Source organism: Ralstonia edaphi (genome assembly GCF_958350185.1).
Classification (GTDB): domain Bacteria; phylum Pseudomonadota; class Gammaproteobacteria; order Burkholderiales; family Burkholderiaceae; genus Ralstonia; species Ralstonia edaphi.
Genome location: NZ_CATWHI010000007.1, coordinates 173,127 through 197,019, shown reverse-complemented (window position 1 = coordinate 197,019; position 23,893 = coordinate 173,127). Strand labels below are relative to the sequence as shown.

Annotated in this window: 23 protein-coding genes; 11 read left to right on the top strand and 12 right to left on the bottom strand. The window is 64.0% G+C overall.

Going from position 1 to position 23,893, the window contains the following annotated elements; all coding sequences use genetic code 11:
• A partial coding sequence (locus R2669_RS22255) for a hypothetical protein (RefSeq protein WP_316902073.1) occupies window positions 1–397 on the top strand: 397 nt, incomplete at its 5' end.
• 388 nt (window positions 398–785) lie between these two features.
• Window positions 786–2,270, top strand: coding sequence for an oxygen-independent coproporphyrinogen III oxidase (gene hemN / locus R2669_RS22250; protein WP_316891913.1), 1,485 nt, complete (start codon window positions 786–788; stop codon window positions 2,268–2,270).
• A 24-nt stretch (window positions 2,271–2,294) separates the two neighbouring features.
• Here the strand turns inward: hemN and pyk are convergent, their stop codons facing one another.
• The 5 genes from pyk to gcl form a co-directional block, all read right to left on the bottom strand.
• Window positions 2,295–3,773, bottom strand: a complete 1,479-nt coding sequence (gene pyk, locus R2669_RS22245) for a pyruvate kinase (RefSeq protein WP_316891911.1) — start codon at window positions 3,771–3,773, stop codon at window positions 2,295–2,297.
• Between the two features lie 628 nt (window positions 3,774–4,401).
• Window positions 4,402–5,721 carry a glycerate kinase type-2 family protein gene (locus R2669_RS22240; RefSeq protein ID WP_316902072.1) on the bottom strand — a complete coding sequence of 440 codons (1,320 nt, stop codon included), beginning with the start codon at window positions 5,719–5,721 and terminating at the stop codon, window positions 4,402–4,404.
• 78 nt (window positions 5,722–5,799) lie between these two features.
• The gene (gene glxR, locus R2669_RS22235; RefSeq protein WP_316902071.1) at window positions 5,800–6,780 is read right to left on the bottom strand and encodes a 2-hydroxy-3-oxopropionate reductase; all 981 of its coding nucleotides are present in this window, start codon (window positions 6,778–6,780) and stop codon (window positions 5,800–5,802) included.
• Between the two features lie 560 nt (window positions 6,781–7,340).
• Window positions 7,341–8,123: a hydroxypyruvate isomerase gene (gene hyi, locus R2669_RS22230; RefSeq protein WP_096744164.1), complete on the bottom strand. Its 783-nt coding sequence runs from the start codon at window positions 8,121–8,123 to the stop codon at window positions 7,341–7,343.
• Between the two features lie 43 nt (window positions 8,124–8,166).
• Entirely contained in the window at window positions 8,167–9,942 is a 1,776-nt protein-coding gene (gene gcl / locus R2669_RS22225) for a glyoxylate carboligase (RefSeq protein WP_316902069.1), read from the bottom strand.
• A gap of 345 nt (window positions 9,943–10,287) precedes the next feature.
• Here gcl and R2669_RS22220 point away from each other — a divergent pair, with 345 nt between their 5' ends.
• Together R2669_RS22220 and R2669_RS22215 are read left to right on the top strand one after the other, a co-directional pair.
• Window positions 10,288–11,199, top strand: a complete 912-nt coding sequence (locus R2669_RS22220; RefSeq protein WP_027678493.1) for a LysR family transcriptional regulator — start codon at window positions 10,288–10,290, stop codon at window positions 11,197–11,199.
• A 116-nt stretch (window positions 11,200–11,315) separates the two neighbouring features.
• Entirely contained in the window at window positions 11,316–11,741 is a 426-nt protein-coding gene (locus R2669_RS22215; protein ID WP_316891751.1) for a hypothetical protein, read from the top strand.
• A gap of 3 nt (window positions 11,742–11,744) precedes the next feature.
• Here the strand turns inward: R2669_RS22215 and R2669_RS22210 are convergent, their stop codons facing one another.
• Genes R2669_RS22210 through R2669_RS22200 form a run of 3 tightly spaced genes read right to left on the bottom strand, consistent with a single transcriptional unit; the run spans window position 11,745 to window position 14,410 of the window.
• Window positions 11,745–12,329 carry an IMPACT family protein gene (locus R2669_RS22210; protein WP_316902068.1) on the bottom strand — a complete coding sequence of 195 codons (585 nt, stop codon included), beginning with the start codon at window positions 12,327–12,329 and terminating at the stop codon, window positions 11,745–11,747.
• A 7-nt stretch (window positions 12,330–12,336) separates the two neighbouring features.
• A complete protein-coding gene (locus R2669_RS22205) occupies window positions 12,337–13,032 on the bottom strand; it encodes a GntR family transcriptional regulator (RefSeq protein WP_316891749.1) in 696 nt (231 codons plus the stop codon).
• Between the two features lie 37 nt (window positions 13,033–13,069).
• A complete protein-coding gene (locus R2669_RS22200; protein WP_316877486.1) occupies window positions 13,070–14,410 on the bottom strand; it encodes a C4-dicarboxylate transporter DctA in 1,341 nt (446 codons plus the stop codon).
• A 343-nt stretch (window positions 14,411–14,753) separates the two neighbouring features.
• Here R2669_RS22200 and alc point away from each other — a divergent pair, with 343 nt between their 5' ends.
• The 4 genes from alc to arsC all read left to right on the top strand — a co-directional run bounded on the left by alc (window position 14,754) and on the right by arsC (window position 18,650).
• Window positions 14,754–15,764, top strand: a complete 1,011-nt coding sequence (gene alc / locus R2669_RS22195; protein WP_316891748.1) for an allantoicase — start codon at window positions 14,754–14,756, stop codon at window positions 15,762–15,764.
• Window positions 15,761–16,288, top strand: coding sequence for an ureidoglycolate lyase (locus R2669_RS22190; protein WP_027678487.1), 528 nt, complete (start codon window positions 15,761–15,763; stop codon window positions 16,286–16,288). The genes alc and R2669_RS22190 overlap by 4 nt, the downstream gene beginning before the upstream one ends.
• 93 nt (window positions 16,289–16,381) lie before the next feature.
• On the top strand, window positions 16,382–17,656 hold the full coding sequence (locus R2669_RS22185; protein WP_316902067.1) for a M20/M25/M40 family metallo-hydrolase: 1,275 nt from the start codon (window positions 16,382–16,384) through the stop codon (window positions 17,654–17,656).
• Between the two features lie 643 nt (window positions 17,657–18,299).
• On the top strand, window positions 18,300–18,650 hold the full coding sequence (gene arsC / locus R2669_RS22180; RefSeq protein ID WP_316902066.1) for an arsenate reductase (glutaredoxin): 351 nt from the start codon (window positions 18,300–18,302) through the stop codon (window positions 18,648–18,650).
• A 125-nt stretch (window positions 18,651–18,775) separates the two neighbouring features.
• Here the strand turns inward: arsC and R2669_RS22175 are convergent, their stop codons facing one another.
• The 3 genes from R2669_RS22175 to R2669_RS22165 form a co-directional block, all read right to left on the bottom strand.
• Window positions 18,776–19,051, bottom strand: a complete 276-nt coding sequence (locus tag R2669_RS22175; RefSeq protein WP_147219321.1) for a hypothetical protein — start codon at window positions 19,049–19,051, stop codon at window positions 18,776–18,778.
• A gap of 273 nt (window positions 19,052–19,324) precedes the next feature.
• Window positions 19,325–20,053 (bottom strand): 3'-5' exonuclease family protein, encoded by a 729-nt coding sequence (locus R2669_RS22170; protein WP_147219319.1) that lies wholly within the window; start codon window positions 20,051–20,053, stop codon window positions 19,325–19,327.
• Window positions 20,050–20,706 carry an MBL fold metallo-hydrolase gene (locus tag R2669_RS22165; RefSeq protein WP_147219317.1) on the bottom strand — a complete coding sequence of 219 codons (657 nt, stop codon included), beginning with the start codon at window positions 20,704–20,706 and terminating at the stop codon, window positions 20,050–20,052. Before R2669_RS22165 ends, R2669_RS22170 begins: the two co-directional genes overlap by 4 nt.
• A gap of 201 nt (window positions 20,707–20,907) precedes the next feature.
• On the opposite strand from R2669_RS22165, the gene R2669_RS22160 reads away from it, so the two are divergent.
• Window positions 20,908–21,639 carry a septal ring lytic transglycosylase RlpA family protein gene (locus R2669_RS22160; protein WP_316902063.1) on the top strand — a complete coding sequence of 244 codons (732 nt, stop codon included), beginning with the start codon at window positions 20,908–20,910 and terminating at the stop codon, window positions 21,637–21,639.
• A gap of 25 nt (window positions 21,640–21,664) precedes the next feature.
• Here R2669_RS22160 and rsmI read toward each other — a convergent pair whose 3' ends face one another.
• Window positions 21,665–22,567: a 16S rRNA (cytidine(1402)-2'-O)-methyltransferase gene (rsmI, locus tag R2669_RS22155; protein ID WP_316891744.1), complete on the bottom strand. Its 903-nt coding sequence runs from the start codon at window positions 22,565–22,567 to the stop codon at window positions 21,665–21,667.
• 35 nt (window positions 22,568–22,602) lie between these two features.
• On the opposite strand from rsmI, the gene R2669_RS22150 reads away from it, so the two are divergent.
• Window positions 22,603–22,980, top strand: a complete 378-nt coding sequence (locus R2669_RS22150; protein WP_004628719.1) for a YraN family protein — start codon at window positions 22,603–22,605, stop codon at window positions 22,978–22,980.
• Window positions 22,981–23,020: 40 nt separating this feature from the next.
• Window positions 23,021–23,839 carry a BON domain-containing protein gene (locus tag R2669_RS22145; RefSeq protein WP_316891741.1) on the top strand — a complete coding sequence of 273 codons (819 nt, stop codon included), beginning with the start codon at window positions 23,021–23,023 and terminating at the stop codon, window positions 23,837–23,839.
• Window positions 23,840–23,893: the final 54 nt, after the last annotated feature.

The following is a 23,893-nucleotide window of genomic DNA, read 5'->3' as shown; positions in this document are numbered from 1 at the left end:
GGTTTTGGGTTTTGGGTTTTGGGTTTTGGGTTTTGGGTTTTGGGTTTTGGGTTTTGGGTTTTGGGTTTTGGGTTTTGGGTTTTGGGTTTTGCCTTGGTGGTCCATCCCTGTTTCGTTCCCTGCCGGGACCGACTTACTTTTCTTTGTCTTGCCAAAGAAAAGTAAGCAAAAGAAAGGCGCGCCCGAGATGGCGACCCCCCCCCTTGGATTTGTGTCGCGGGGAGGGGAAGGAGCCAAACTCGCTGCGCTCAGACAAGGCTCCTTCCTTGATCCTCCCCGCAACAAAAATCCAAGGCGCCATCTAGGGCTCAACGTCAAAAGAAAAAGGCCAACCCGTCGCGAGGTTGGCCTTTGTCGTTTGGGCCTGCGCTTTGATGGTTTGGCTTTTGTCCTTTGACTTTCCTGCCCTAGATGGCGCCTTCAATTTTTGTAAGCGGGCGGAAAAAAGGCGGGGAACTGTCTGAGCGCAGCGAGTTTTCCCCGCCTCCGCCCGGTTACGAAAATTGAAGGAGTCTTTCGCCATCTCGGGCGCGCATTTCTTTGCTTACTTTCTTTGGGCAAGACCAAAGAAAGTGAGTCAGCCCCGGCAGGGGATGAAACAAGGGATGCACCAACAACCCAAAACCCTGAAAACACCGTCGACGGCCAGCGCTGTTGTGCCATCGTGACGGCCCGCGTGCAGCACCCAACGCTTTAGACCAGGCATCGACCGACGTTGACACACATCAACGCGGCGCGCACATCGCAGTTTTAGGATGAGCCATCGCCCCCACAAGAACCGCCCCATGTTTCCGTTCGCCAAGCCGGCCGACCCTCCGTCCGCCGCAAACGACACCGCGTTCCGCTGGTCTGCGCCGCAGGTACGCGCGCTGGCCCAGCGCTTCGATACGCACGGCCCGCGCTACACGTCTTACCCGACGGCCGATCGCTTTCACAACCAATTCGGTAACGCCGATTACCTCGACGCCTTGCACCGCCGCGCCGCGATCGCGCCCGCGCTGCATGCGCCGCTGTCGCTGTACATGCACCTGCCGTTCTGCGCGAACCTCTGCTACTACTGCGGCTGCAACAAGGTCATCACAAAGGATCGCTCCCGCAGCGCACGCTACGTTGAAACGCTCGCCCGCGAGATGGCGATGGTGGCCGACCAGATCGGCCCACTGCGCCGCGTGACGCAATTGCATTGGGGCGGCGGCACGCCCACGTTTCTCGCGCACGACGAAATGCGCGCCGTGATGGCTGCCACACGGCAGCATTTCGATCTGGCCAACGATGGCGAGATCTCCGTCGAACTCGACCCGCGCCACGCCGACGACGCCACGCTCGAAGTCCTGGCCGAGATCGGCTTCAACCGTGCGAGCCTTGGCATCCAAGACTTCGACCCCGACGTCCAGCGCGCTGTTCACCGCATCCAGAGCGTGGAAGAGACACGCCGCGTGGTCGACACCGCGCGCCGGCTGGGCTTCGAGTCGATCAGCTTCGACCTGATCTACGGCCTGCCGTATCAGCGCACCGAAACGTTCAATGCCACGCTGGACCGCGTGCTGGAGATGGCGCCTGATCGGCTGTCCGTCTACAGCTATGCGCACCTGCCGCACTTGTTCAAGGCGCAGCGCCGCATCGACATGCTCACGCTGCCGACTGCAGACCAAAAACTCGACCTCCTTGCGATGACGGTGGAACGCCTTGTCGCCGAGGGTTATGTCTACATCGGCATGGACCACTTCGCGCGGCCCGACGATGCACTTGCCATCGCGCAACGCGAAGGGCGGCTGCAACGCAATTTCCAGGGCTACTCCACGCACGCCGATTGCGACATGCTGGCGTTTGGCGTGTCCGCCATCAGCCGGGTGGGCGATGTATATGCGCAGAACGAAAAGGATCTCGACGCGTACTACGCGCGCATCGATGCCGGCGAACTTGCCGTGCTGCGCGGCATGTCGCTCACGCCCGACGACCACGTGCGCCGCGCGCTGATTGGCGAATTGATGTGCGGATTTGAACTGAACATGCGCGCATTCGGCGTGCGCCACGGGCTGGACTTCAAGCGCAGCTTTGCGGACGAGCTGCGGGCGCTGGCGCCGCTGGAGGAAGCCGGCCTGGTGAGGGTGGGGGACGAGCGTATCGTCATCACGCCGCAAGGGCGGCTGCTCGTGCGCCGCATCGCGATGGTCTTCGATTCGCACCTGCGCCAGGCGGGCACGGAGGGCGCGGTGGAAGCCGAGGGCAAGCCCGTCACCTTCGTCCCGCGCTACTCCAAGGTGGTCTGATCCGCTGACCGACTCGAAGCCCCGTCAGACCGTTGCCGGTTCCGGCTGCAGCGCGGTGGTTTGCGCCTGAGCGCCGACCAACGTCTGCGGCCAGATTTCCGCCAGGCGCAGCAGGTTGGTCGAACCGGCCTGGCCGAACGGCATGCCCGCCGTGATGGCGATCTGGTCGCCCGACACGGCAAAGCCTTCACGCGCGGCGGCGCGGCACGCCGCATCCACCATCTCGTCGACATTGCTCACGTCCGGGCTGACGGTGCTGTGCACGCCCCACGCAATCGCCAGCCGGCGCGCGGTATCCAGTCGCGGCGTGATGCTGACGATGGGCGCCAGCGGCCGCTCGCGTGCGGCGCGCAGGCTCGTCTTGCCGCTGGACGTGTACGTGACGGTGGCCACTGCGCCGAGGATGTGCGTCACGTCGCGCAGGGCCGCGCAGATGGCGTCCTGGCGCGTCGGCAGCGGCGGTTGATGTTGCGCGTCGATCAGGTTGCGGTAGAGCGGGTCGCGCTCGGTCTCGGCAATGATGCGGTTCATGATGCTGACCGCCGCCACCGGGTGCTTGCCGCTGGCCGACTCGGCCGACAGCATCACGGCATCGGTGCCGTCGTACACGGCGCTGGCCACGTCGGAGGCTTCGGCGCGCGTCGGCACCGGCGCTTCGATCATCGATTCCAGCATCTGCGTGGCCACGACCACCGGCTTGCCGTGCTGCCGCGCCATGCGCAGGATGCGCTTCTGCACACCGGGCACGCGCTCGGGCGGCAGCTCCACACCCAGGTCGCCGCGCGCCACCATCAGCGCGTCGGAGGCCTGCACGATGTCTTCCAGGTGCAGCAGCGCGGCGGGCTTTTCGATCTTCGAGAGCAGCCCAGCGCGGTCGCCGATGATCTCGCGTGCGGCGATCACGTCTTCGGCGCGCTGCACGAACGACAGCGCAATCCAGTCCACGCCCAATGACAGCGCAAAGTCCAGATCGCGCAGGTCTTTCTCGGTGAGCGCGGGGATGGGGATCACGGCGTCCGGCACGTTCACGCCCTTGCGGTCGGACAGCGGGCCGCCATCGACCACGCGCGTGACGATGGCCGTTGGGTCGGCGGCTTCCACGGCCAGGCGGATCTTGCCGTCGTCCAGCAACAGCGACTGGCCCGGCGCGGTAGCGGCGTACAGCTCCGGATGCGGCAGATGCACCCGCGTGACATCGCCCGGCGTCGGGTCGCGGTCGAGCACAAAGCGGTCACCATTCTTGAGCACGACGCGGCCGTCGGCAAACGTGCCGATGCGCAACTTCGGGCCTTGCATGTCAGCGAGGATGCCGATCGGGCGACCGGTCTCGGCCTCCACCGCGCGCACGGTGTCGTAGCGCTTGCGGTGGTCTTCGTGCGAGCCGTGGCTGAAGTTCAGGCGGAAGACGTCCGCGCCGGCGTCGAAGAGGGCGCGGATGGTGTCTTTGTCGCTGCTGGCGGGGCCTAGGGTGGCTAGGATTTTGGTGTTGCGGAAGCGGCGCACTTTGTTGCTCCGGGTGGGGTTGTTTATTTGCTTGGTTGGGCCTTGGTGGTCCACTCCCTTTTCACCCCCTGCCGGGGGCGACTCACTTTCTTTGTCTTGCCAAAGAAAGTAAGCAAAGAAAGGCGCGCCCGAGATGGCGACCCCTTCCTTGAATTTGTGTAACCGGGCGGAGACGGGGAAAACTCGCTTCGCTCAGACAGTTCCCCGTCTTTGTTCCGCCCGCTTACACAAATTCAAGGCGCCATCTAGGGCAAGGTACGGCCACACAATCTGTGTGCTGTCCTAGGTGGCTCTTGTTTGTTGCGGTGTTGCTCGCTCTGCTTCGCGTTGTGCTGCTGGTTCCTACTGCACTCGTGGTCGATGGTTTGGCCGTTGACGTTCCTGCCCTAGATGGCGCCTTGAATTTCTGTTGCAGAGAGGAAAAAGGAAGGGAAACTGTCTGAGCGAAGCGAGTTTTTCCCTTCCCTCCCTGCGACATAAATTCAAGGGGAAGTCGCCATCTCGGGCGCGCCTTTCTTTTGCTTACTTTTCTTTGGCAAGACAAAGAAAAGTGAGTCAGCCCCGGCAGGGGATGAAACAAGGGATGCACCACAAAACCAAAACCCCCATCCCCCCCCTCGTCCAAAAATTAGCCGGTAATCAAAATCGCCCGAAAATCATTCACATTAGTCCGCGTAGGCCCAGTCACAATCAAATCCCCCAACGCATCAAAAAACCCATACCCATCGTTGTTGTCGAGCAGTTGCTTAGCCCGCAACCCAAGCGCTTCAGCACGCGCCAGACTATCCGGCGTCAACATCGCCCCAGCGTTGTCTTCCGAGCCATCGATGCCATCGGTATCGCAGGCAATCGCATACACCCCCGGCAAACCATCCAACGCCACGCCCAGCGCCAGCAAGAACTCGGCATTGCGCCCACCGCGCCCATTACCACGCACGGTCACCGTGGTTTCACCACCCGACAGAATCACGCACGGCTTGGTGAACGGCTGATTGCGCGCCACGATCTGCCGCACGATGCCGGCATGCACTTCGGCCACATCGCGCGCCTCGCCTTCAATGCTGTCCGACAGGATGTGTGCCTCGTAACCGAGCGCGCGTGCCTGCGCGGCAGCCGCTTCCAGCGCGTGCTGGGCCGTCGCAATGACGTGGCTGCGATGGCCTTCGAAGCGCGCATCGCCGGGCTTGGGCGTCTCGCCCGCGCCGGTTTCCAGATGACGACGCACCGCTTCAGGCACGTCGATGCCGTATTTGTCGATCACGGCCAGCGCATCCGCGCAGGTGGTGGCGTCGGGCAGCGTCGGGCCGCTGGCGATGAGCGTGGGGTCATCGCCGGGAATATCCGAGATCAGCAGCGTCTCCACACGCGCCGGTGCGCACGCCAGTGCCAGGCGCCCGCCCTTGATCGACGACAGGTGCTTGCGCACGCAGTTCATCTCGCCGATGCTCGCGCCGCTCTTGAGCAGCGCGCGGTTGACGGACTGCTTGTCGGCCAGCGTCAGGCCCTCGGCGGGCGCGGCCAGCAGCGCCGAGCCGCCGCCGGAGATCAGGCACAGCACGAGGTCGTCTTTCGTCAAACCTTCGAGCAGGCCGACCATGCGTTGCGCGGCGCGTTGGCCAGCCGCATCGGGCACGGGGTGCGAGGCTTCCACCACTTCGATGCGGCCCTGCGTGGCGGGCGCGCGGCCGTGCTCGTAACGCGTGACGACCAGGCCAGACAACTCACCCTTCCAGTGCTGCTCAACCGCTTCGGCCATCGCCGCTGCGCCCTTGCCTGCACCGATGACGATGGTGCGGCCACGCGGCGGTTCGGGCAGGTATGCCGGCAGGCATTGCGCAGCACTGACCGCAGCCACCGCGGTATCGAACAAGCCGTGCAGCAGCGCGCGCGGCGACGGATTGGGCAAGGCGGCGCGCAGGGCGGCCTGGGCAGATTGGTCGTGGTGCATGGCAGAAAGCGGGGAGACAGCAAAAAAGAACTGCCGCCGCCCGAAGGCTGCGACAGTGCACACAACTTAGGCGCGCATTCAGGCGATGTCGTGGTTCGACATGATCTCGATCGCGCGGCACAGCGCCGAGTGGTCTTGCTTGCCCATGCCGTTGGCGGCGCAGGTGTTGAACAGTTCCTGCGCGGTGGCCGTGTTCGGCAGCGCCACGCCCAGCGTCTTCGCACCTTGCAAGGCCAGGTTCAGATCCTTCTGGTGCAGCTCGATGCGGAAGCCCGGCTCGAACGTACGCTTGACCATGCGCTCGCCGTGCACTTCCAGGATGCGCGAGGCCGCGAAGCCGCCCATCAGCGCCTGACGCACCTTCGCCGGGTCGGCACCCGCCTTCGATGCGAACAGCAGCGCTTCGGACACGGCCTGGATGTTCAGCGCAACGATGATCTGGTTGGCCACCTTGGTGGTCTGGCCATCGCCGTTGCCGCCCACCAGCGTGATGTTCTTGCCCATCAGCTGGAACAGCGGTGCCACGCGATCGAACGCAGCCTGCTCACCGCCCACCATGATCGTCAGCGATGCAGCCTTCGCGCCCACTTCGCCGCCCGACACCGGAGCATCCAGGTACTGCGCGCCGGTCTTGTTGATGCGGGCTGCGAAGTCCTTCGTCGCGATCGGCGAAATCGAACTCATGTCGACGACGATCTTGTTGGTGGCAGCGTCCTTGCCAGCATCCTTCAGCGCCTTGGCGACGCCCTTCTCGCTGAACAGCACCGCTTCAACGTGCGGGGTGTCGGGCACCATGATGAAGATGATGTCGGCGCGCTTGGCGACTTCTTCCGCGCTCGTGCAGACCGTCACGCCGGCTTCCACCAGCGCGGCGGGTGCCGGGTTGACGTCGTGCACGAAGAGCGTGTGGCCGGCGGCGCGCAGGTGGCCTGCCATGGGGGCGCCCATGATGCCGAGGCCGATGAAACCGAGGTTGAGATTGTTTGCCATGGTGAGGGATCTCCTTGGTTTGGATGTGTTGGTGGTTCGTGGTTTGTGGTTTGGGCCTTGGTGGTCCACTCCCTTTTCACCCCCTGCCGGGGGCGACTCACTTTCTTTGTCTTGCCAAAGAAAGTAAGCAAAGAAAGGCGCGCCCGAGATGGCGACACCCTCCTTGAATTTGTGTAACCGGGCGGAGACGGGGAAAACTCGCTTCGCTCAGACAGTTCCCCGTCTTTGTTCCGCCCGCTTACACAAATTCAAGGCGCCATCTAGGGCAGGGTACGGCCACACAATCTGTGCGCTGTCCTAGGTGGGCTCTTGTTTGTTGCGGTGTTGCTCGCTTTGCTTTGCGTTCTGCTGCCGATTCCTACTGCACTCGTGGTCGATGGTTTGGCCGTTGACGTTCCTGCCCTAGATGGCGCCTTGAATTTCTGTTGCAGGGAGGAAAAAGGAAGGGAAACTGTCTGAGCGAAGCGAGTTTTTCCCTTCCCCTCTCTGCGACATAAATTCAAGGAATCTTTCGCCATCTCGGGCGCGCCTTTCTTTGCTTACTTTCTTTGGCAAGACAAAGAAAGTGAGTCAGCCCCGGCAGGGGATGAAACAAGGGATGCACCACCGAGGCAAAACCAAACAAAGAATCAAGCAACCCGGTGCGCGTCACGCCAGCCGAGACCCTCAACCGTCCCAGCCTTAGGCTTGTACTCACACCCAACCCACCCCGTGTACCCAATCTCATCCAGCCAACGGAACAAGAACTGGTAGTTGATCTCCCCAGTCCCCGGCTCATTACGCCCAGGGTTGTCCGCCAGCTGCACATGCTTGATCTTGTCCAGATGGCGCTTCAGCGTGCTAGCCACTTCGCCTTCCATCCGCTGCATGTGATAGATGTCGTACTGCACGTACAGGTTGGACGCATCCACGTCGTTGATCAGGTCCAGCGCCTGCTGCGTACGGTTCAGATAAAAGCCCGGAATATCGAACGTGTTGATCGGCTCGATCAGCAGATCAATCTTCTCCGCCTTCAGTGCCTTCGCCGCAAACTTCAGGTTCTCCACCAGCGTCTTGCGCGCAGCGTCTTCGCTCACGCCTTCGGGGCGAATGCCCACCAGGCAGTTGAGCTGTTTCACGCCGAGCACCTTGGCGTATTTGATGGCCTCACCAACGCCGTCCTGAAACTCACTCACGCGGTCCGGCAGGATGGCGATACCGCGCTCGCCGCCGTCCCAGTTGCCGGCCGGCAGGTTGTGCAGGACCAGGTCGAGTTGGAAGCGGTTCAGGCGATCGGCAATCTGGTCGGCATGAAACGCGTAGGGGAACAGGAACTCGACCCCGCGGAAGCCCGCACGTGCGGCGGCTTCGAAGCGGTCAAGGAAGGCCTGTTCGTTGAAGAGCATGGTCAGGTTAGCTGCCAGCTTTGTCATGGTTTCTCCTTGTATCGGACGGTGAGGGAATGGCGGGCCGTCTTTATGCGGCGACGCCTTCGGTTTCCGTGAGGGTGTCTTCCAGGTCGAGCACCTCTTCAAACTCGACCACGTTGTCGATCTCCGTGCCCATCGCGATGTTGGTCACGCGCTCGAGAATCACTTCCACCATCACCGGCACCGAGAACTCGGCCATCAGCAGGCGGGCCTGCGCAAAGGCGGGTTCGATGTCTTCGGGCTTGAACACGCGGATCGCCTTGCAACCCAGGCCTTCCACCACCTTCACGTGGTCGACGCCGTAGCCGTTCAGCTCGGGTGCGTTGACGTTGTCGAAGGCGAGCTGGACGCAGTAGTCCATCTCGAAGTTGCGCTGCGCCTGGCGGATCAGGCCCAGGTACGAGTTGTTCACCACCACATGGATGTACGGCACCTTGAACTGCGCGGCCACCGCCATCTCTTCGATCATGAACTGGAAGTCGTAGTCACCCGAGATGGCCACTACGTCGCTGTTGGGCGAGGCCACCTTCACGCCGATGGCGGCGGGAATCGTCCAGCCCAGCGGGCCTGCCTGGCCGCAGTTGATCCAGTGGCGCGGCTGGTTGACCGACAGGAACTGCGCAGCGGCGATCTGCGACAGGCCGATCGTGCTCACGTAACGCACGTCGCGCGGGAAGTACTGGTTCATCTCGCGGTACACGCGCTGCGGCTTGATGGGCACGTTGTCGAAGTCGGAGCGACGCAGCATCGTGCGCTTGCGCTTCTGCACGTCGGCGTTCCAGCTCTTGCGGCACGGCAGCTTGCCGGTGGCCTTCAGCTCGCGCGCCACTTCAATGAACTTCTCCAGCGCCGCCTTGGCGTCCGAGACGATGCCCAGGTCCGGACCGAACACGCGGCCGATCTGGGTCGGTTCGATATCGACGTGCACGAACTTGCGGCCCTTGGTGTAGACGTCGACGCTGCCGGTGTGGCGGTTGGCCCAGCGGTTGCCGATGCCGAACACGAAGTCCGACGCCAGCAGCGTGGCGTTGCCGTAGCGGTGGGACGTTTGCAGGCCCACCATGCCGGCGTTGAGCGGGTGGTCGTCGGCCAGCACGCCCCAGCCCATCAGGGTCGGGACGACGGGCACATTCACCAGCTCGGCAAACTCGACCATCAACTTGGCCGCATCGGCGTTGATCACGCCACCGCCGCACACCAGCAGCGGGCGCTCGGCCTGGCACAGCATCTCGATGGCGCGCTCGGCCTGCGCACGCGTTGCCGCGGGCTTATAGACCGGCAGCGGGCTGTACGTGTCGGGGTCGAATTCAATCTCGGCGACTTGCACGTCGAACGGCAGGTCAATCAGCACCGGGCCCGGGCGGCCCGAGCGCATGAGGTGGAACGCCTGCTGGAACACGCGCGGCACCAGCGCCGGCTCACGCACCGTGACGGCCCACTTCGTGACCGGCTTGGCGATCGACTCGATGTCGACGGCCTGGAAGTCTTCCTTGTACAGGCGGGCGCGGGGCGCCTGGCCGGTGATGCAGAGGATGGGAATCGAATCAGCCCAGGCCGAGTACAGGCCGGTGATCATGTCGGTGCCGGCAGGGCCCGACGTGCCGATGCACACGCCGATGTTGCCCGGCTCGGCACGGGTGTAGCCCTCGGCCATATGCGAGGCGCCTTCAACGTGGCGCGCCAGCACGTGGTCGATGCTGCCGGCCTTGCGCAACGCCGAATACAACGGGTTGATGGCGGCACCGGGCACGCCGAAGGCCGTGGTGATGCCTTCTTTTTCCATCACCGCAACTGCGGCATCAATCGCTCTCATCTTCGGCATGGGTGTCTCCAGGAAGGGGAAGGTGGGAATACGTTGGAGCTGATCCTATTCCCGCATGCCGATATGGATAAACGCAGCTTTCGTCAGTTGATTGCTAACTCTGCATATCGAATTATTTTGCGTGCTGCAGCAATCCGGACGCGCTCAATGGCCAAGAGAACCGCATCCCTAGGCCGTTCCCGGCGATTTTTGTGCGATGCAAAATTTCCACCGTCCGCGCGCGCATCGATCACATCGTGGGTCACCATTTTTGCCATTCGTCACAAGTGATATGCGCCAGAAAGCCGCAATCCGGGTACGGAATGCTCACTAAAATGGTCAGACATTGCGAACTGGAATGATGGAATGGACAAGCTCAAGCAGATCGAGGCGTTCATCGCCGTGGTGGAACACGGCAGCATGGCCGCCGCCGCGCTCACGCAGGACGTGACGCCCGTCATGATCGGCCGCCGCATCAACGCGCTGGAAGCCCGGCTGGGCGTGAAGCTGCTGCACCGGTCGACCCGCCGCATTGCGGTGACGGAGCAGGGTGCGGTCTTCATGGAGCAGTGCAAGAAGGCGCTGGGCGAGCTGGACCGCGCGGAGCTGCTCGTTGCCGAAGGCCGCCACAAGGCGACCGGCCACCTGATCGTCTCGGCGCCCGCAGCCTTCGGCCGCAAGCACGTCGCGCCGCATGCCCCGGACTTTCTGCGTGCCAACCCCGACGTGCGCATCTCGTTCAACCTGACCGACCGCGTGGTAGACCTCGTGCGCGAAGGCTACGACGTGGGCATCCGCATTGGCGGCGCGATCGATCCGAACTTCGTGGCGATCCGCCTGGCGTCGAACAAGCGCGTGGTGTGCGGCACGCCTGCGTACTTTGCCAAGCACGGCGTGCCGCGCACGCTCGACGACCTCGCGCGCCACAACTGCCTCGCCTTCAACCTGCAGGGCGGTCAGCAGCGCGGCTGGTATTTCCAGCAGAACGGCAAGGCCGTCACCGTGAAGGTGAACGGCAACCTCGACTGCAACGACGGTGAACTGCTGCACCGCTGGATGGGCGAAGGCCTGGGCCTCGGCTGGCGCTCAACGTGGGAGATCCAGCCTGAGCTGGAATCCGGCGCGCTGATGACGGTGCTGGACGACTACGCGCTGCCTGACTACGACATCCTGGCCGTGTACCCGCAGCAGCGGCCGGTGCCGGCAAAGATCCGGTTCTTTATCGAGCACCTGAAGTCGGTGTATGGGCAGGCGGGGTATTGGTCGCGCACGCGTTAGTTGAGCGTGCGGAAATGGATGACGGTTCCTAAACTGTTCATCAGACGCATCGCGACTGGCGCGCTCAATGCCGGAGACTGAAGATGCTACGCAGAACTGCAGTTGTCGGCGCGCTCTTGCTCAGCGGCTCCGCTCTCGCGTGCGATCTGACCGGGCTTGAGCACCCGCTGGTGTTTTCGCCCGGCGAGTCTGCGCTGCCGACCGCCGAAATCCTGAGACTGGCCGAATGGGATTCGCAGCTCAAGGACGATTTTCGCAGCGGCGGCAAATACCGGGTGCGCTTGCAGGAGGCGTCCGAGCCTGCCCCTGACCCAGAGCTGGCCGTGCTGCGCCTCAGAAGCATCCAGGCCGTGCTGGACGCCGTCGGCATCGAGGGCGACAAAGTTGAGTCATCCGAAGCCGATACGCATCTGCGTGCCGCGGAACGCGAAGGTGTCGCCCCAAAAATGCCGACAGCCGCCTACGTCGTTTTCCAACCGGACTGCCAGAACCCGTGTTGCCCGGGCACTGCGCCGGCCGCTCCGCTCGCTCCCACGCGATAAGCGCTAGGTAATCGCCACACGCCCCTGCGTCAGGTCCCGTAGCGTGTTCCGCGCAGTCGCCTCGTCCGTCACCGGCAGCCGCACCGTGAGCGTCACGCCCGCGTCGTAAGCAGCATCGACGAGCGTGTAGCCGCCATCGTCGATCCAGCGGCGGATGCGCGCCTCATCGGCGTAATCGGTGGAGAGGGTGAGCGTCGTGCTGGCGATGCGCTCCACGCGTTCGGCGTGCATGAGCGCGGTGGCGATGGCGTCCGTGTAGGCGCGTACCAGACCGCCCGCGCCAAGCTTGACGCCGCCGAAGTAACGCACCACGGCGCCCAGCGTGCCGTCCAGATCGTGATGGCGCAGCACTTCCAGAATGGGGCGGCCCGCCGTGCCGGAGGGTTCCCCGTCGTCGGACATGCCGGACTGGCCGCCCGCCAGAAGCGCCCAGCAGACGTGCGTGGCAGCGGGGTGCTCGGCGCGCAGGCGGGCAATGACGTCCATGGCGGCCGCCCGGTCTTCTACCGGCACGGCCAATCCGATAAAGCGGCTTTTCTTGATTTCCAGCTCGGCGGAAACCGGCGCGCGCAGCGTGTACGTCGGCACGCGCGGGTCAGGCGAGGAGGGCGGCTACGAGATCCGTCGCCCGGCCGCCCGGCGATTCGAACTTGAGCGATGCCTCGGTGTGCGCCATGTGCTCTTCCATCAGGGCGATGGCGCCTTCCACGTCACCGCGCTTGGCGGCATCAAGGAATGCCGTGTGCTCGTCGGAGGAGCGCACTGCATCGTACGTGGACTGATACAACATCGTAATGACTGAACTGCGCGCGGACAGCTCGCGCAGCATCTCCTTGAGCACGCTGTTGCCGACCACATCCGCCATCAGAAGGTGGAAGTCGGCCATCAGGCGATTGCGGCGCGGGACGTCCGACAGGTCGCCGCTGGCCGCCACCTTGTGCTCTTCGGCCAGGTGCTTCTCCAGCCGCTTGTAATCGGCGGGCGTCGCTTTGGCGATGAACTCGCGCACCAGCGCAACCTCCAGCACGCGGCGCACTGCAAAGACTTCGCGCGCCTCGGTCTCGTCGGGTTTGGCGACGAACGCACCGCGATCCGGCTCCATGCGGATCAGCTTGTCCTTGGCCAGCATCAGCAGCGCCGCGCGAATCTTGGTACGGCTGACGTGGTAGACCCGCGCCAGCGCCTCTTCGCGCAGCTTGGTGCCCGGCGGCAGCCGATGCGCGACGATCGCCTGCGCGATGTCGTCGGCAATGCCTTCGGAGGAGATGTCGGCGGCGGTGGTTTCGGTCATGGCGCCGATTTTACCGCCGTCCGACAGTAGAGCCGCTTCAGGCATGCGGCAGCGTGTGGGCGGCCTGTGCAGCCACGCCGTGGCCGTGCGGAATCGCTTCGCCTTCTTCGGTGATGTCGATCTTGCCGTCGAGCACTGCATTGGCACGCACGCGGTCGATGTCTTTCTCCCACGCGGCGATGACGACCGTGGCGACGCAGTTGCCGATCAGGTTGCCCAGCGCACGGGCAATGCCGATGAACCAGTCGACGGAGAGCACCAGCACCAGGCCGATCGCCGGAATGGCCGGAATGACCGACAGCGTGGCCGCCAGAATCACGATGGCCGAACCCGGAATGCCGTGCGCCCCCTTGGAGGTGACGAGCGCCACGCCCAGGATCAGCAGCAGATCCTGCAGCGCCAGCGGCGTGTTGGTCGCCTGCGCGATGAACACGGCGGCCAGCGTCAGGTAGATCGAAAACGCATCAAGGTTGAACGAGTAGCCCGTCGGAATGACCAGGCCGACCACGGAGCGCTTGATGCCCATCTTCTCCAGCTTGTTCATGATGGACGGCAGCACCGCGTCGGACGATGCCGTGCCCAGCACCACCAGCAGTTCCGCGCGCAGGAAGCGGATCAGCTTGAAGATGTTGAAGCCCGCCACGCGCAGGATGGTCCCGAGCACCACAAACACGAACAGCGCCACGGCTGCATAGAACAGCAGCACCAGGAAGCCAAGCTGCTTGAGCGAGCCCGCGCCGTACTTGCCGACGGTAAAGGCCACCGCGCCCAGCACGCCCAGCGGCGCCAGGCGGATGATCACGGCCATCATGCGGAACAGCACATGCGAGAGCTGATCGATCAGGTTGACCAGCGGCTTCGTCCGCTCACCCAGCAGCGACAGCGAGCAACCGAACAGGATCGACACCAGCAGCACCTGCAGGATGTCGCCCTTCACAAAGCCGCTGACAAACGTATCGGGAATCAGCTTGAGGAAGAACGCCGCAACGCCGGTCGATTCCACCTGCTTGGCGGTGGTCATGTACGACGCCATGGCCGCCGGATCGAGCGATTTCGGATCCACGTTCATGCCGTGGCCCGGCCCGAACACATAGGCCAGCGCAATGCCCAGCGCCAGTGCGATCGTCGTGACGATCTCGAAGTAGATGACGGCCTTGCCGCCTACGCGCCCCACCTTCTTCAGCTCGCCGGCACCGCAGATCCCGACCACCACCACCGAGAAGACGATCGGCGCGATCAGCATCTTGATCAGCTTCAGGAAACCATCACCGAGCGGTTGCAGCTTCTGCGCAAATTCGGGCGCCCAGATGCCCAGCGCGATGCCGACCGCCAGGGCGATCAAAACCTGCCCGAACAACGGGCGCGTAAAGCGTTGCATGGTGAATCCTCCTTTGGATTACTGGTGTCTCAAGCCCCGCTCAATCGTCTGATTTGGTGTGCTGCGATTGTCGTCAGGGCTTTGTTTCGCTCACTGCAGTGCAACAAATTGTCGCGGTGAATTGTTGAGCGTTGACGGCATCATAGGCGATCCAATTTTTGTATGCAATTTTTGAATTCACATGCTAGGATCGGTTCATGCAGTCCCGCGAAGCCTTGTGGTTCCGCCATCTACGCTGCACTTCCGGCGTTCCCATCGCCACAGTTTCGAGTGTTCTTACTCGCTGTTCTTGTTCGATGGGCCGGCCGTATAACATCCAGAGACAAATACCAAGGAGTTCCACATGGCGATGCCTACGCTCGATCCGAACGCGCCGGATTTCACGCGCCGATATCCGAACCTGGCGGACCCTCGCCTTGGCGCAGAGGCCACGTTCGCGACCGACGAATTCTTCGCGCCGAAAGACCGCATGCTCAACCCGGAGCCGGCGGTGTTCATTCCCGGCAAGTACGACGACCACGGCAAGTGGATGGATGGCTGGGAAACGCGCCGTCGCCGTAACGGCGGCTATGACCATTGCATCGTCCGCCTGGCCCGCCCGGGCGTGGTGAAGGGTGTCGATATCGACACCAGCCACTTCACCGGCAACTTCCCGCCGGCCGCTTCCATTGAGGCCGCCTATCTGCCGGATGGCGAGCCGACCGATGCCACGCAGTGGACTGAAATCGTTCCGTCGACCACGCTGCAAGGCAACAGCCACGCCTACGTGGCCGTGACGAGCCCGCAAGCCTTCACGCACCTGCGCCTGAACATCTTCCCGGACGGCGGCATCGCGCGTTTGCGCGTGTACGGCCAGCCGCAAGTCGACTGGAAGGGCGCGGACCGCACCAAGCTGTTCGACCTGGCCGCCATGGAAAACGGCGCCTATGTGGTCGAAGCCAACAACGAACATTTCGGGCCGGCCTCGCGCATGCTGATGCCGGGCCGTGGCGTCAACATGGGCGACGGCTGGGAAACGCGCCGCCGCCGCGAGCCAGGCAACGACTGGTGCGTGATCGCCCTGGCCAACCCGGGCCGCATCCGCAAGATCGAAGTCGACACCGCGCACTTCAAGGGCAACTTTGCTGACCGCGTTTCCATCCAGGCCGCGCGCGTGGTGGGCGGCACCGACAGCTCGCTGAAGACGCAAGCGATGTTCTGGCAAACGCTGCTGCCCGAGCAGAAGCTGCAGATGGATCTGCAGCACTACTACGAAGCGGAAATCGCTGACCTCGGCATCGTCACGCACGTGCGCTTCAACATGTTCCCGGACGGCGGCGTGTCGCGTCTGCGCCTGTGGGGGGTGCTCGAATGAGCCAAGAGACCGCCGCACGCATTGCGCTGACCATCGAGCCGCTCACGCGCGAAGCCTTCGCGCCGTTCGGCGACGTGATCGAGCTGGAAGGGGCCAAGCAATTCCCCATCAACCAGGGCACGACCATCCGCTTTCATGACCTCGCCAATGTCGATGTGGGCGAGGGCGGCCGCGCGCTGATCAGCCTGTTCCGTGGCCAGCCGCGTACGCTGCCGTTCGAGGTGAAGATGCTGGAGCGCCACCCGCGTGGCAGCCAGGCCTTCATCCCGCAGAACGACAAGCCGTATCTGGTGGTCGTGGCGCCGGCCGGCGAGCTGGATCCGTCGAAGTTGCGCGCGTTCGTCTCGCGCGGCTGGCAAGGCGTGAACTACGCGCGCGGCGTGTGGCACCACCCGCTGCTGGCCCTGGGCGAGGTCAGCGATTTCATCGTCGTCGACCGCGGTGGCGAAGGCCACAACTGCGACGAGCAAGACCTGGCCGAATCGGTGTGGTTGACCGCCGAGGCCATGCAGGCTGCGCTGTAAGCATCGCGTCACCCGTGCTGATCCTGAGCCCCCGCACAACGGGGGCTCAGTCACTTTCAATCTCCGTCCCACCACCGTCAGCGAGACATCGACATGACCCAGGCCCAACTTGCCAACCCCGGCATCGATGCGGACATCCGCGCATTCGTCGAAGCCGCGCATGCGCAGCAGATTGGTTTCCTGCGCGAGCTGGTGAAAGTGCCGTCGGACAACCCGTCCGGCGATTGCGCCCCGCATGCCGCGCGCGCCAAGGCGCTGCTGGAGGCGCTGGGCCTGACGGTGGAAGCGCATGCCGTGCCGCAGGCGCAGGTGCGTGCCGCTGGCATGGTCAGCGCCACCAACCTGATCGTGCGCCACACGTTCGGCAGCGGCGGCCCCACGGTCGCCATGAACGCGCACGGCGACGTCGTCCCGCCTGGCCTTGGCTGGACGCACGACCCATACGGCGGCGAGATCGTCGAGACCGAACACGGCCCGACCATGTTCGGCCGCGGCGTGGCGGTGTCCAAGTCCGACTTCGCCACCTACACGTGGGCGCTGCTTGCGCTGATCGAAGCGGAAAAGCGCGGCGCCAAACTCAACGGCACGGTCGAACTGCACTTCACATACGACGAGGAAACCGGCGGCGACATCGGCCCCAGGTGGCTGCTGGATCAAGGCTTGAGCAAGCCCGATTACGCCATCTCCGCCGGCTTTGCGTACGGCATCACCTCTGCGCACAACGGCTGCCTGCACGTGCGGGTGACGGTGCGCGGCAAGCAGGCACACGCGGCCATGCCGCATACGGGCATCGACGCCATCGAGGCGGCCACGCATATCCTGCAGGCCGTGTATGCCTATCGCGCAGAACTCGCCACGCGCAAATCCGCCGTGCCGGGCATCGACCACGCAACGCTCAACGTCGGGTTGATCCAGGGCGGCATCAACACCAACGTCGTGCCTGATCTGGTGACGTTCCGCGTGGACCGCCGGATGATTCCTGAAGAAGCCGGGCGCGATGCAGAAGGCGAACTGCGCGCGGTGATCGAGCGTGCGGCGGCAGAACGGCCGGGGATCGAGGTTTCGGTCGAACGCATTTTGCTGGCGGAGCCGCTTGCCGAACTGCCGGGCGTGGACGCGCTGATTGGCGCGGTGCGACGGAATGCGTTGGCGGTGTTTGGGGGCGATGTGCCGGTGCATGGCGTGCCGCTGTATACCGATGCGCGGCATTACACGGCGCATGGCGTGCCGACGGTTCTGTATGGCGCGGGCCCGCGGACGTTGATGGAGGCGCGTGGGCACAACACGGATGAGAACCTGCGGTTGAATGATCTGCGGGGTGCGACTGTGGTGGTGGGGTGTGCTGTGGGGGAGTTGTTGGGCGGGTGATTTGGTTTTTGCCTTGGTGGTCCATCCCCCTTTCGTTCCCTGCCGGGACCGACTTACTTTTCTTTGTCTTGCCAAAGAAAAGTAAGCAAAAGAAAGGCGCGCCCGAGATGGCGACTTCCCCTTGGATTTGTGTCGCGGGGAGGGGAAGGAGCCAAACTCGCTGCGCTCAGACAAGGCTCCTTCCTTGATCCTCCCCGCAACAAAAATCCAAGGCGCCATCAAGGGCTCAACGTCAAAGGAAAAAGGCCAACCCATCGTGCGGTTGGCCTTTTCGTTTGGGCCTGCGCCCCGAGGGTTTGGGTTTGTCCTTTGACTTTCCTGCCCTAGATGGCGCCTTGGATTTTTGTTGCAGGGAGGAAAAAGAGGGGAGGCTTGTCTGAGCGCAGCGAGTTTGCCTCCCCTCCCTCCCTGCGACATAAATTCAAGGAATCTTTCGCCATCTCGGGCGCGCATTTCTTTGCTTACTTTCTTTGGGCAAGACCAAAGAAAGTGAGTCAGCCCCGGCAGGGGATGAAACAAGGGATGCACCACAAAAAACAAAAAAGCACGAATCCCCCCACAGCCAACAACGAAACCCCCACCCAACCCCCACCCCTTAAGATTGCAACACACCCCATCAAGCCAACACAAAAGCCCAAAAACCATGCAGATCTACCACAACCCCCGCTGCTCCAAATCCCGCACGGCCCTCGAACAAGCCCAATCCTTCGCCGCAAAAAACGGCGAACAACTCGAGGTCATCGAATACCTGACCACGCCGCCCACACTGGCCGACCTCAAACAGCTCGCAGCGCAATTCGACACTCCGCTGCGCAGCCTGGTCCGCGAAAACGAAGACGAATACGCGCAGCTCAATCTGGCCGATGCATCGGACGACGCGCTGCTCAAGGCCATCGCGGCCCACCCGAAGCTGCTGCAGCGCCCGGTGCTCGTGCGCAACGGCCGCGCCGTCATCGGCCGCACGCCTGAAGCGCTTGAGGCATTCCTGAAGTAATTCACCGCGCCCCACAAAGTTGAACGGCCTGCCGATTTCCATCGGACAGGCCGTTCAGGGGTGGCCGTATCTCGCTCTGCGCGAGGGCCGGGGCTGCGTCCGTCAAGACGCGCAAGGGCACCGGTTTATTCCAGGCCCATCCATCGGGCCATTTCTGACCCGAAACCAACTGCCAGCAGGGCGGCAAGCACCACTGCCAGCGCCGCCGCGGTCGAGACCATGGCGACCTTCATGACGTCTGCGTCGTGGTGCGCGTTGCTGTGCGTGTGATGCAACTGATGCAGATGCTGCGCACGCATGCTCAACGGAACCGCCTTCGCAGATGATTTGCGATGCCAATGCAAGCGCTCCGTCATCGCTCGCAAGTGTTGCGTGTCAAACGCGTCACGGGAAAATCGCATCGCGGTACCTCCCGTTGTTGGCTGATAGCCGACGCCGGCACGCACCGGCGTCGGGGGCACGTGCGGCCCGAAAACGATACGGCAAGCAAATGGCGTATGCGAGTGGCTTTGCTTGTCGGCGCCGGGTGGCGCAGTCGTCTGGTCGCTCGCACAAGCCCAGCGTAGACGCGGGTTTGCGAGCCCGCAAGTTGCGTTGCGGCATGGTGGGCGCATCACGCGGGCAAAAGGCAAAACGCGTGCGGGTCTTCGTGAAATGCGTGACGCGTCCGGCGCTCAATCCTGAGCAGATTGCTGGGACACTTGTGCGGCGGCGCGTTCGCCTTCGCGTTTGCGCAACTCGGCGAGCATGTTGCAGAAGAGGGCGCCTTGCTCTTTCGCGTCATCGAGCGCGATATGCGTGTGTGGCAGCGGGTCGTGCCAGTGTTCGGGAAAGGCCGCTTTGACGTTGCGCCGATAGGGCATGCCTGTGAGCGCAAAGGCCAGCGTCTTGATGTCGAGCGCCGCCCAGCCAAACGGCGAGCGCCCGGCAAAACGCATCATGTACCAGAACATGAACGTGAAATCGAAGCCGGCCGGAAACGCCACGAATACGGGCTTGCCAGGCAGACTCTCAACCCATTCGACGTAGCGCGGCAGGGCCACCTCGGGCGCCTCAAGGTTGGCGCGGCATGCGGCCCACGCCTCGGGCTGCGTTTGCCACCATTGCATCTGGACCGGATGGCCCTCTGCGCCCGGGAGCGTTTCCAGGTTCGCTTCAAACGTGCCGACGAGCGTCTTGTCGGCCAGGTACGCCGCGCTGGCAAAGCTCAGCATCGAGTGCGGTCCGGGGATGGGGCCGTCGGCCTCGATGTCGGTGCTGACGTAGATTTCGGGCCGCGTGTCGGGCGGCTGGTTGCCGCGCTTGCGGCGCGGTTTGTCGGCGGGTGCGACAGGTGCGGCCGGCGCGGTGTCGGCGAAGGTGTCGTCGCTGTCGTTGGTGCTGTCGTTGGTATTTTCGCTCATGCCGAGCCTTCGTTGGCAAACAGGCGATCAGCGACGTACGGGTTGCTGGCCCGCTCATCGCCAAAGGTCGAGACCGGGCCATGGCCCGGCACAAACGTGACGTCGTCGCCCAGCGGCCAGAGCTTCGTGCGGATCGCGTTGATCAGGTCTGCATGGTTGCCGCGCGGAAAATCCGTGCGGCCGATCGACCCCGCAAACAACACATCGCCCACGATGGCGACGCGGTCTTCCGGGCTGAAGAACACCACGTGGCCAGGTGTGTGGCCAGGGCAGTGGAACACCTGCAGCGTGCGGCCGGCGGCTTCGACGGTGTCGCCGTCTTCCAGCCAGCGGTCGGGCACGAAGGCCTTGGCAGGCGGAAATCCAAAGCGCTGGCTTTGCATCGGCAACTGGTCGATCCAGAACGCCTCATCCTTCTGCGGCCCTTCGATGGGCACGCCAAGCTGCGTGCGCAGCGCATCGGCGGCGGCGCAGTGGTCGACGTGGCCGTGCGTGAGCAGGATCTTTTCGATGCGGGCGCCGTGCTGCTCGGCGGCGGCCAGGATGCGGTCGATATCGCCGCCCGGGTCGGTGACGGCCGCCGTGCCATCGTCGCCAATCAGCAGCGTGCAGTTCTGTTCAAACGGCGTAACGGGGACGACAACGACTTTCATGTGATCTTGTGTGCGCATTTACACATGGCAGGGATAACCCGATTGTATCGGCCGGAGCCCGCGCCAGCATTGGGCTCGCGGGGTGTGCTGTTACATCGGAAAGAAAATATTACAAAATTGGCGCGAGATGACAGCATGATGTGATCGTTTTAATAGGAAATGTAAATAAACGATCGAAGCATGCATGTTAGACTCGCGGCCATGCTTAAGTTGACCCACCTCAATTCCAGCCGTTCGGCCGGCCGCACGCTGCGTGCCTGGCTCACGCATGGCACCACGCTGCTGGTGCTGGCGGGCTGTGCCGCCGTTCCCGGCGAGCCGCCCGCGGGTGGGCAATCCGGCCTCCAGGCCACCAAGCCCGCCACGCCCGCGGTGAAGGTGGCGGACCCGCGCGACAACCCCGATGCGTGGGGCACGCTGTCGTTCCGTGGCACCCAGGATTCGAGCAGCCTGAAGCTGGACGAGAACACCGATACGAGCCCCGGCCTGCGCGCCGACCTCGGCACGTTTGAGCAGCGCGGCCTGGCCTCGTGGTACGGCCGCGGCTTCCACGGCCGCCGCACCGCCAGCGGCGAGCGCTTCGATATGAATGCCTTCACGGTGGCGCATCCGTCGCTGCCGCTGCAAAGCTGGGTGCTGGTGCGCAACCTGTCCAACGACCGCGTGGTCGTGGCCAAGGTGACGGATCGCGGCCCGTACCACGGCAAGCGCATCCTCGACATGTCGTACGCCGCTGCCAAGCGCCTCGACTTCGTCAAGCGTGGTTCGACGCAGGTGGAAATCCGCCGACTGTCGCGCGCTGAAGTTGAAGCGCTGCGCCCTGAGCTGACGCAAACCGATGTCGCCAGCAACGATGGCGATGCCGATGTGGGCGGTGATGAACCGGCACCGGCCAAGAAGAAAGCGGTCAAGCGCCGCGCCAAACGCCGCTGATCCGCTGATCCGGCCGCTTCCTGCTTCAGTCCTTCCCTTCGTTTTTCAACGCCAGCGCGCCCTGATACAGCGTGTCGACCGACGCGCCCGTAATCGCCCCGGCCAGCTTGGCCGCACGCTTGGCGGGCAGCTCAGCCAACAGCAGACGCAAGACCTGGTCCGCCGCCATCGCGGTCGGTGCCGTGTCTTGTGCGCCAGCGCCTTCCACCACCAGAACGAATTCGCCCTTGCCGTGCGAGGCGTCGGCGGCAAGCCATGCCGGTGCGTCCGCAGCGGGCAGCACGACGATCTGCTCGAACAGCTTGGTCAACTCACGGCCGATCAGGATGCGTCGCGCGGGCAGGTGTTCCGCCAACGCGGCAAGCGTGGCCTCGATGCGATGCGGCGCCTCGTACAGAACCCACGCCGGGCCGTGCGCGGCCCATTGGCGGATGGCCGCGTCGCGTTGCCCCGCCTTGGGCGGCAGGAAGCCGACAAAGGTGAACTGCCCGCCAGACGTGTCGAGCAATTCCCCGGCGGCAGAAAGCGCTGTCACCACCGCGCTCGCGCCCGGCAGCGGAATCACGCGCTGGCCCGCCGCGCGCACCGCCTCCACAATCCGCGAACCCGGGTCCGACACGCCCGGCGTGCCCGCATCCGACACATACGCGATGCGCTCGCCCTGCGCCAGCCGCGCGACGATGCGCGCAGCCGCCTCGCGCTCGTTGTGCTCGTGCGCCGCGAGCATCGGCCGCGACAGCCCCAGCCGATTGAGCAGTTGCCCGGTGTTGCGCGTGTCTTCGCAGGCCACCGCGTCGACAAGGCCGAGCACGTAGCGCGCCCGCAGCGACACGTCGGCCGCGTTCCCGATGGGGGTGGCCACCACATATAATGCGCCGGCGGGATAGTGCTGGTCGTGCGCCAGCAGGGTCCAGTCAGGATCACTCACGAGAACTTCTCTCAGTCACTTGGTTCAAACCGCACATGCATGCGCCGCAGCCCATCACAGCCGCCACCGGTGAAGCCGGTGAAGACCGCGCGCTGCGCTACTTGCAGGCGCGCGGCTTGGCCGTGGTCAGCCGCAATTATCGCTGCAAGGGCGGTGAAATCGATCTGGTGATGCGCGATGCGGCCGGCGCGCTGGTGTTCGTTGAAGTGCGTGCCCGCGTGGCGCGTTCCACGCAGCGCTTCGGTGGCGCGGCCGCGAGTGTCACGCCCGCCAAGCAACGCCGCCTGATTGCCGCGGCTGAAGATTTTCTCGCGCGGCAGGTTGAAGATGTGCCGGCCTGCCGCTTTGACGTCATTGCCATCGACGGTGCGCGTATCGAATGGATGCGCGATGCCTTCGGCGTTGATGCCTAAACCTCGCTCTTCTTTTTTCCGGACTTCATTCAAGGACAGCATGAAACCCTCGTCGCCTACGTTTGCCCGTTTCCGTCGCACGGTCACGCGCACCGCCGTGCTGGCCGCCCTGGCCGGCGTTACCGCAACGCAGTTGACCGCCTGCTTCCCGCTGTTTGCGGGCGCCGTGGCCGGCGGTGTGGCGCTTGCCACCGACCGTCGCCCGACCGCCACCCAGACCATCGACCGCGGCCTGCAGATGGAAGCCGAGAACACGCTGATCTCGCGCTACGACGGCCGTGCCCACGTCAACGTGACGGTCTACAACCGCAAGGTCCTGCTGACCGGCGAAGCCGGCACCGAGCAGACCAAGCAGGAGATCGGCCAATACGCGCAGAAGCTGCAGAACGCGCGCGAGGTCGTCAACGAGATCGTCGTGACGCCGGTGTCGAGCACGTTCGGCTCGCGCACCAATGACACGTACATCACCACCAAGGTGAAGAGCGTGCTGGCCGGCACGGAAGGCGTGCCCTGGAACTCCATCAAGGTGACGACCGAAGCGCAGACCGTCTTCCTGATGGGCGTGGTGACCGAGGCCGAAGGCAACAAGGCCACCGAAGCCGTGCGCACCGTGAGTGGCGTCAACAAGGTCGTGAAGGTGTTCGACTACGTGACCGAAGACGAGCGCAAGCGCCTGGACGCCAATGCCACGTCGACCAATCCGTCGACCGCGCCTGATGCGGCGCAAGGCACGCCGGCACCGGTGCAAGGCACGCCGACGGCCACGCAGGCACCGGCACCCGTCACTTCGGCCTCGCCGGGCGTGACCGTCTCGCCGACCAACTCGCCCGCGCTGCCGCCGGGCAAACAACTGCCGTAAGCCGTCTCGACGACATCGCAACGCAAGAAACGCAGCCACCGCGCTGCGTTTTTT

Excerpts from the sequence above, each read along its gene's own strand:
- gcl (WP_316902069.1), bottom strand. The coding sequence starts at position 9,942 with ATGCCGAAGATGAGAGCGATTGATGCCGCAGTTGCGGTGATGGAAAAA.
- R2669_RS22240 (WP_316902072.1), bottom strand. The coding sequence starts at position 5,721 with ATGCACCACGACCAATCTGCCCAGGCCGCCCTGCGCGCCGCCTTGCCC.
- R2669_RS22145 (WP_316891741.1), top strand. The coding sequence starts at position 23,021 with ATGAAACCCTCGTCGCCTACGTTTGCCCGTTTCCGTCGCACGGTCACG.
- R2669_RS22200 (WP_316877486.1), bottom strand. The coding sequence starts at position 14,410 with ATGCAACGCTTTACGCGCCCGTTGTTCGGGCAGGTTTTGATCGCCCTG.
- hyi (WP_096744164.1), bottom strand. The coding sequence starts at position 8,123 with ATGACAAAGCTGGCAGCTAACCTGACCATGCTCTTCAACGAACAGGCC.
- R2669_RS22185 (WP_316902067.1), top strand. The coding sequence starts at position 16,382 with ATGACCCAGGCCCAACTTGCCAACCCCGGCATCGATGCGGACATCCGC.
- R2669_RS22205 (WP_316891749.1), bottom strand. The coding sequence starts at position 13,032 with ATGACCGAAACCACCGCCGCCGACATCTCCTCCGAAGGCATTGCCGAC.
- R2669_RS22165 (WP_147219317.1), bottom strand. The coding sequence starts at position 20,706 with ATGAAAGTCGTTGTCGTCCCCGTTACGCCGTTTGAACAGAACTGCACG.
- R2669_RS22150 (WP_004628719.1), top strand. The coding sequence starts at position 22,603 with ATGCATGCGCCGCAGCCCATCACAGCCGCCACCGGTGAAGCCGGTGAA.
- R2669_RS22160 (WP_316902063.1), top strand. The coding sequence starts at position 20,908 with ATGCTTAAGTTGACCCACCTCAATTCCAGCCGTTCGGCCGGCCGCACG.
- R2669_RS22220 (WP_027678493.1), top strand. The coding sequence starts at position 10,288 with ATGGACAAGCTCAAGCAGATCGAGGCGTTCATCGCCGTGGTGGAACAC.
- alc (WP_316891748.1), top strand. The coding sequence starts at position 14,754 with ATGGCGATGCCTACGCTCGATCCGAACGCGCCGGATTTCACGCGCCGA.
- arsC (WP_316902066.1), top strand. The coding sequence starts at position 18,300 with ATGCAGATCTACCACAACCCCCGCTGCTCCAAATCCCGCACGGCCCTC.
- R2669_RS22190 (WP_027678487.1), top strand. The coding sequence starts at position 15,761 with ATGAGCCAAGAGACCGCCGCACGCATTGCGCTGACCATCGAGCCGCTC.
- R2669_RS22175 (WP_147219321.1), bottom strand. The coding sequence starts at position 19,051 with ATGCGATTTTCCCGTGACGCGTTTGACACGCAACACTTGCGAGCGATG.
- R2669_RS22170 (WP_147219319.1), bottom strand. The coding sequence starts at position 20,053 with ATGAGCGAAAATACCAACGACAGCACCAACGACAGCGACGACACCTTC.
- hemN (WP_316891913.1), top strand. The coding sequence starts at position 786 with ATGTTTCCGTTCGCCAAGCCGGCCGACCCTCCGTCCGCCGCAAACGAC.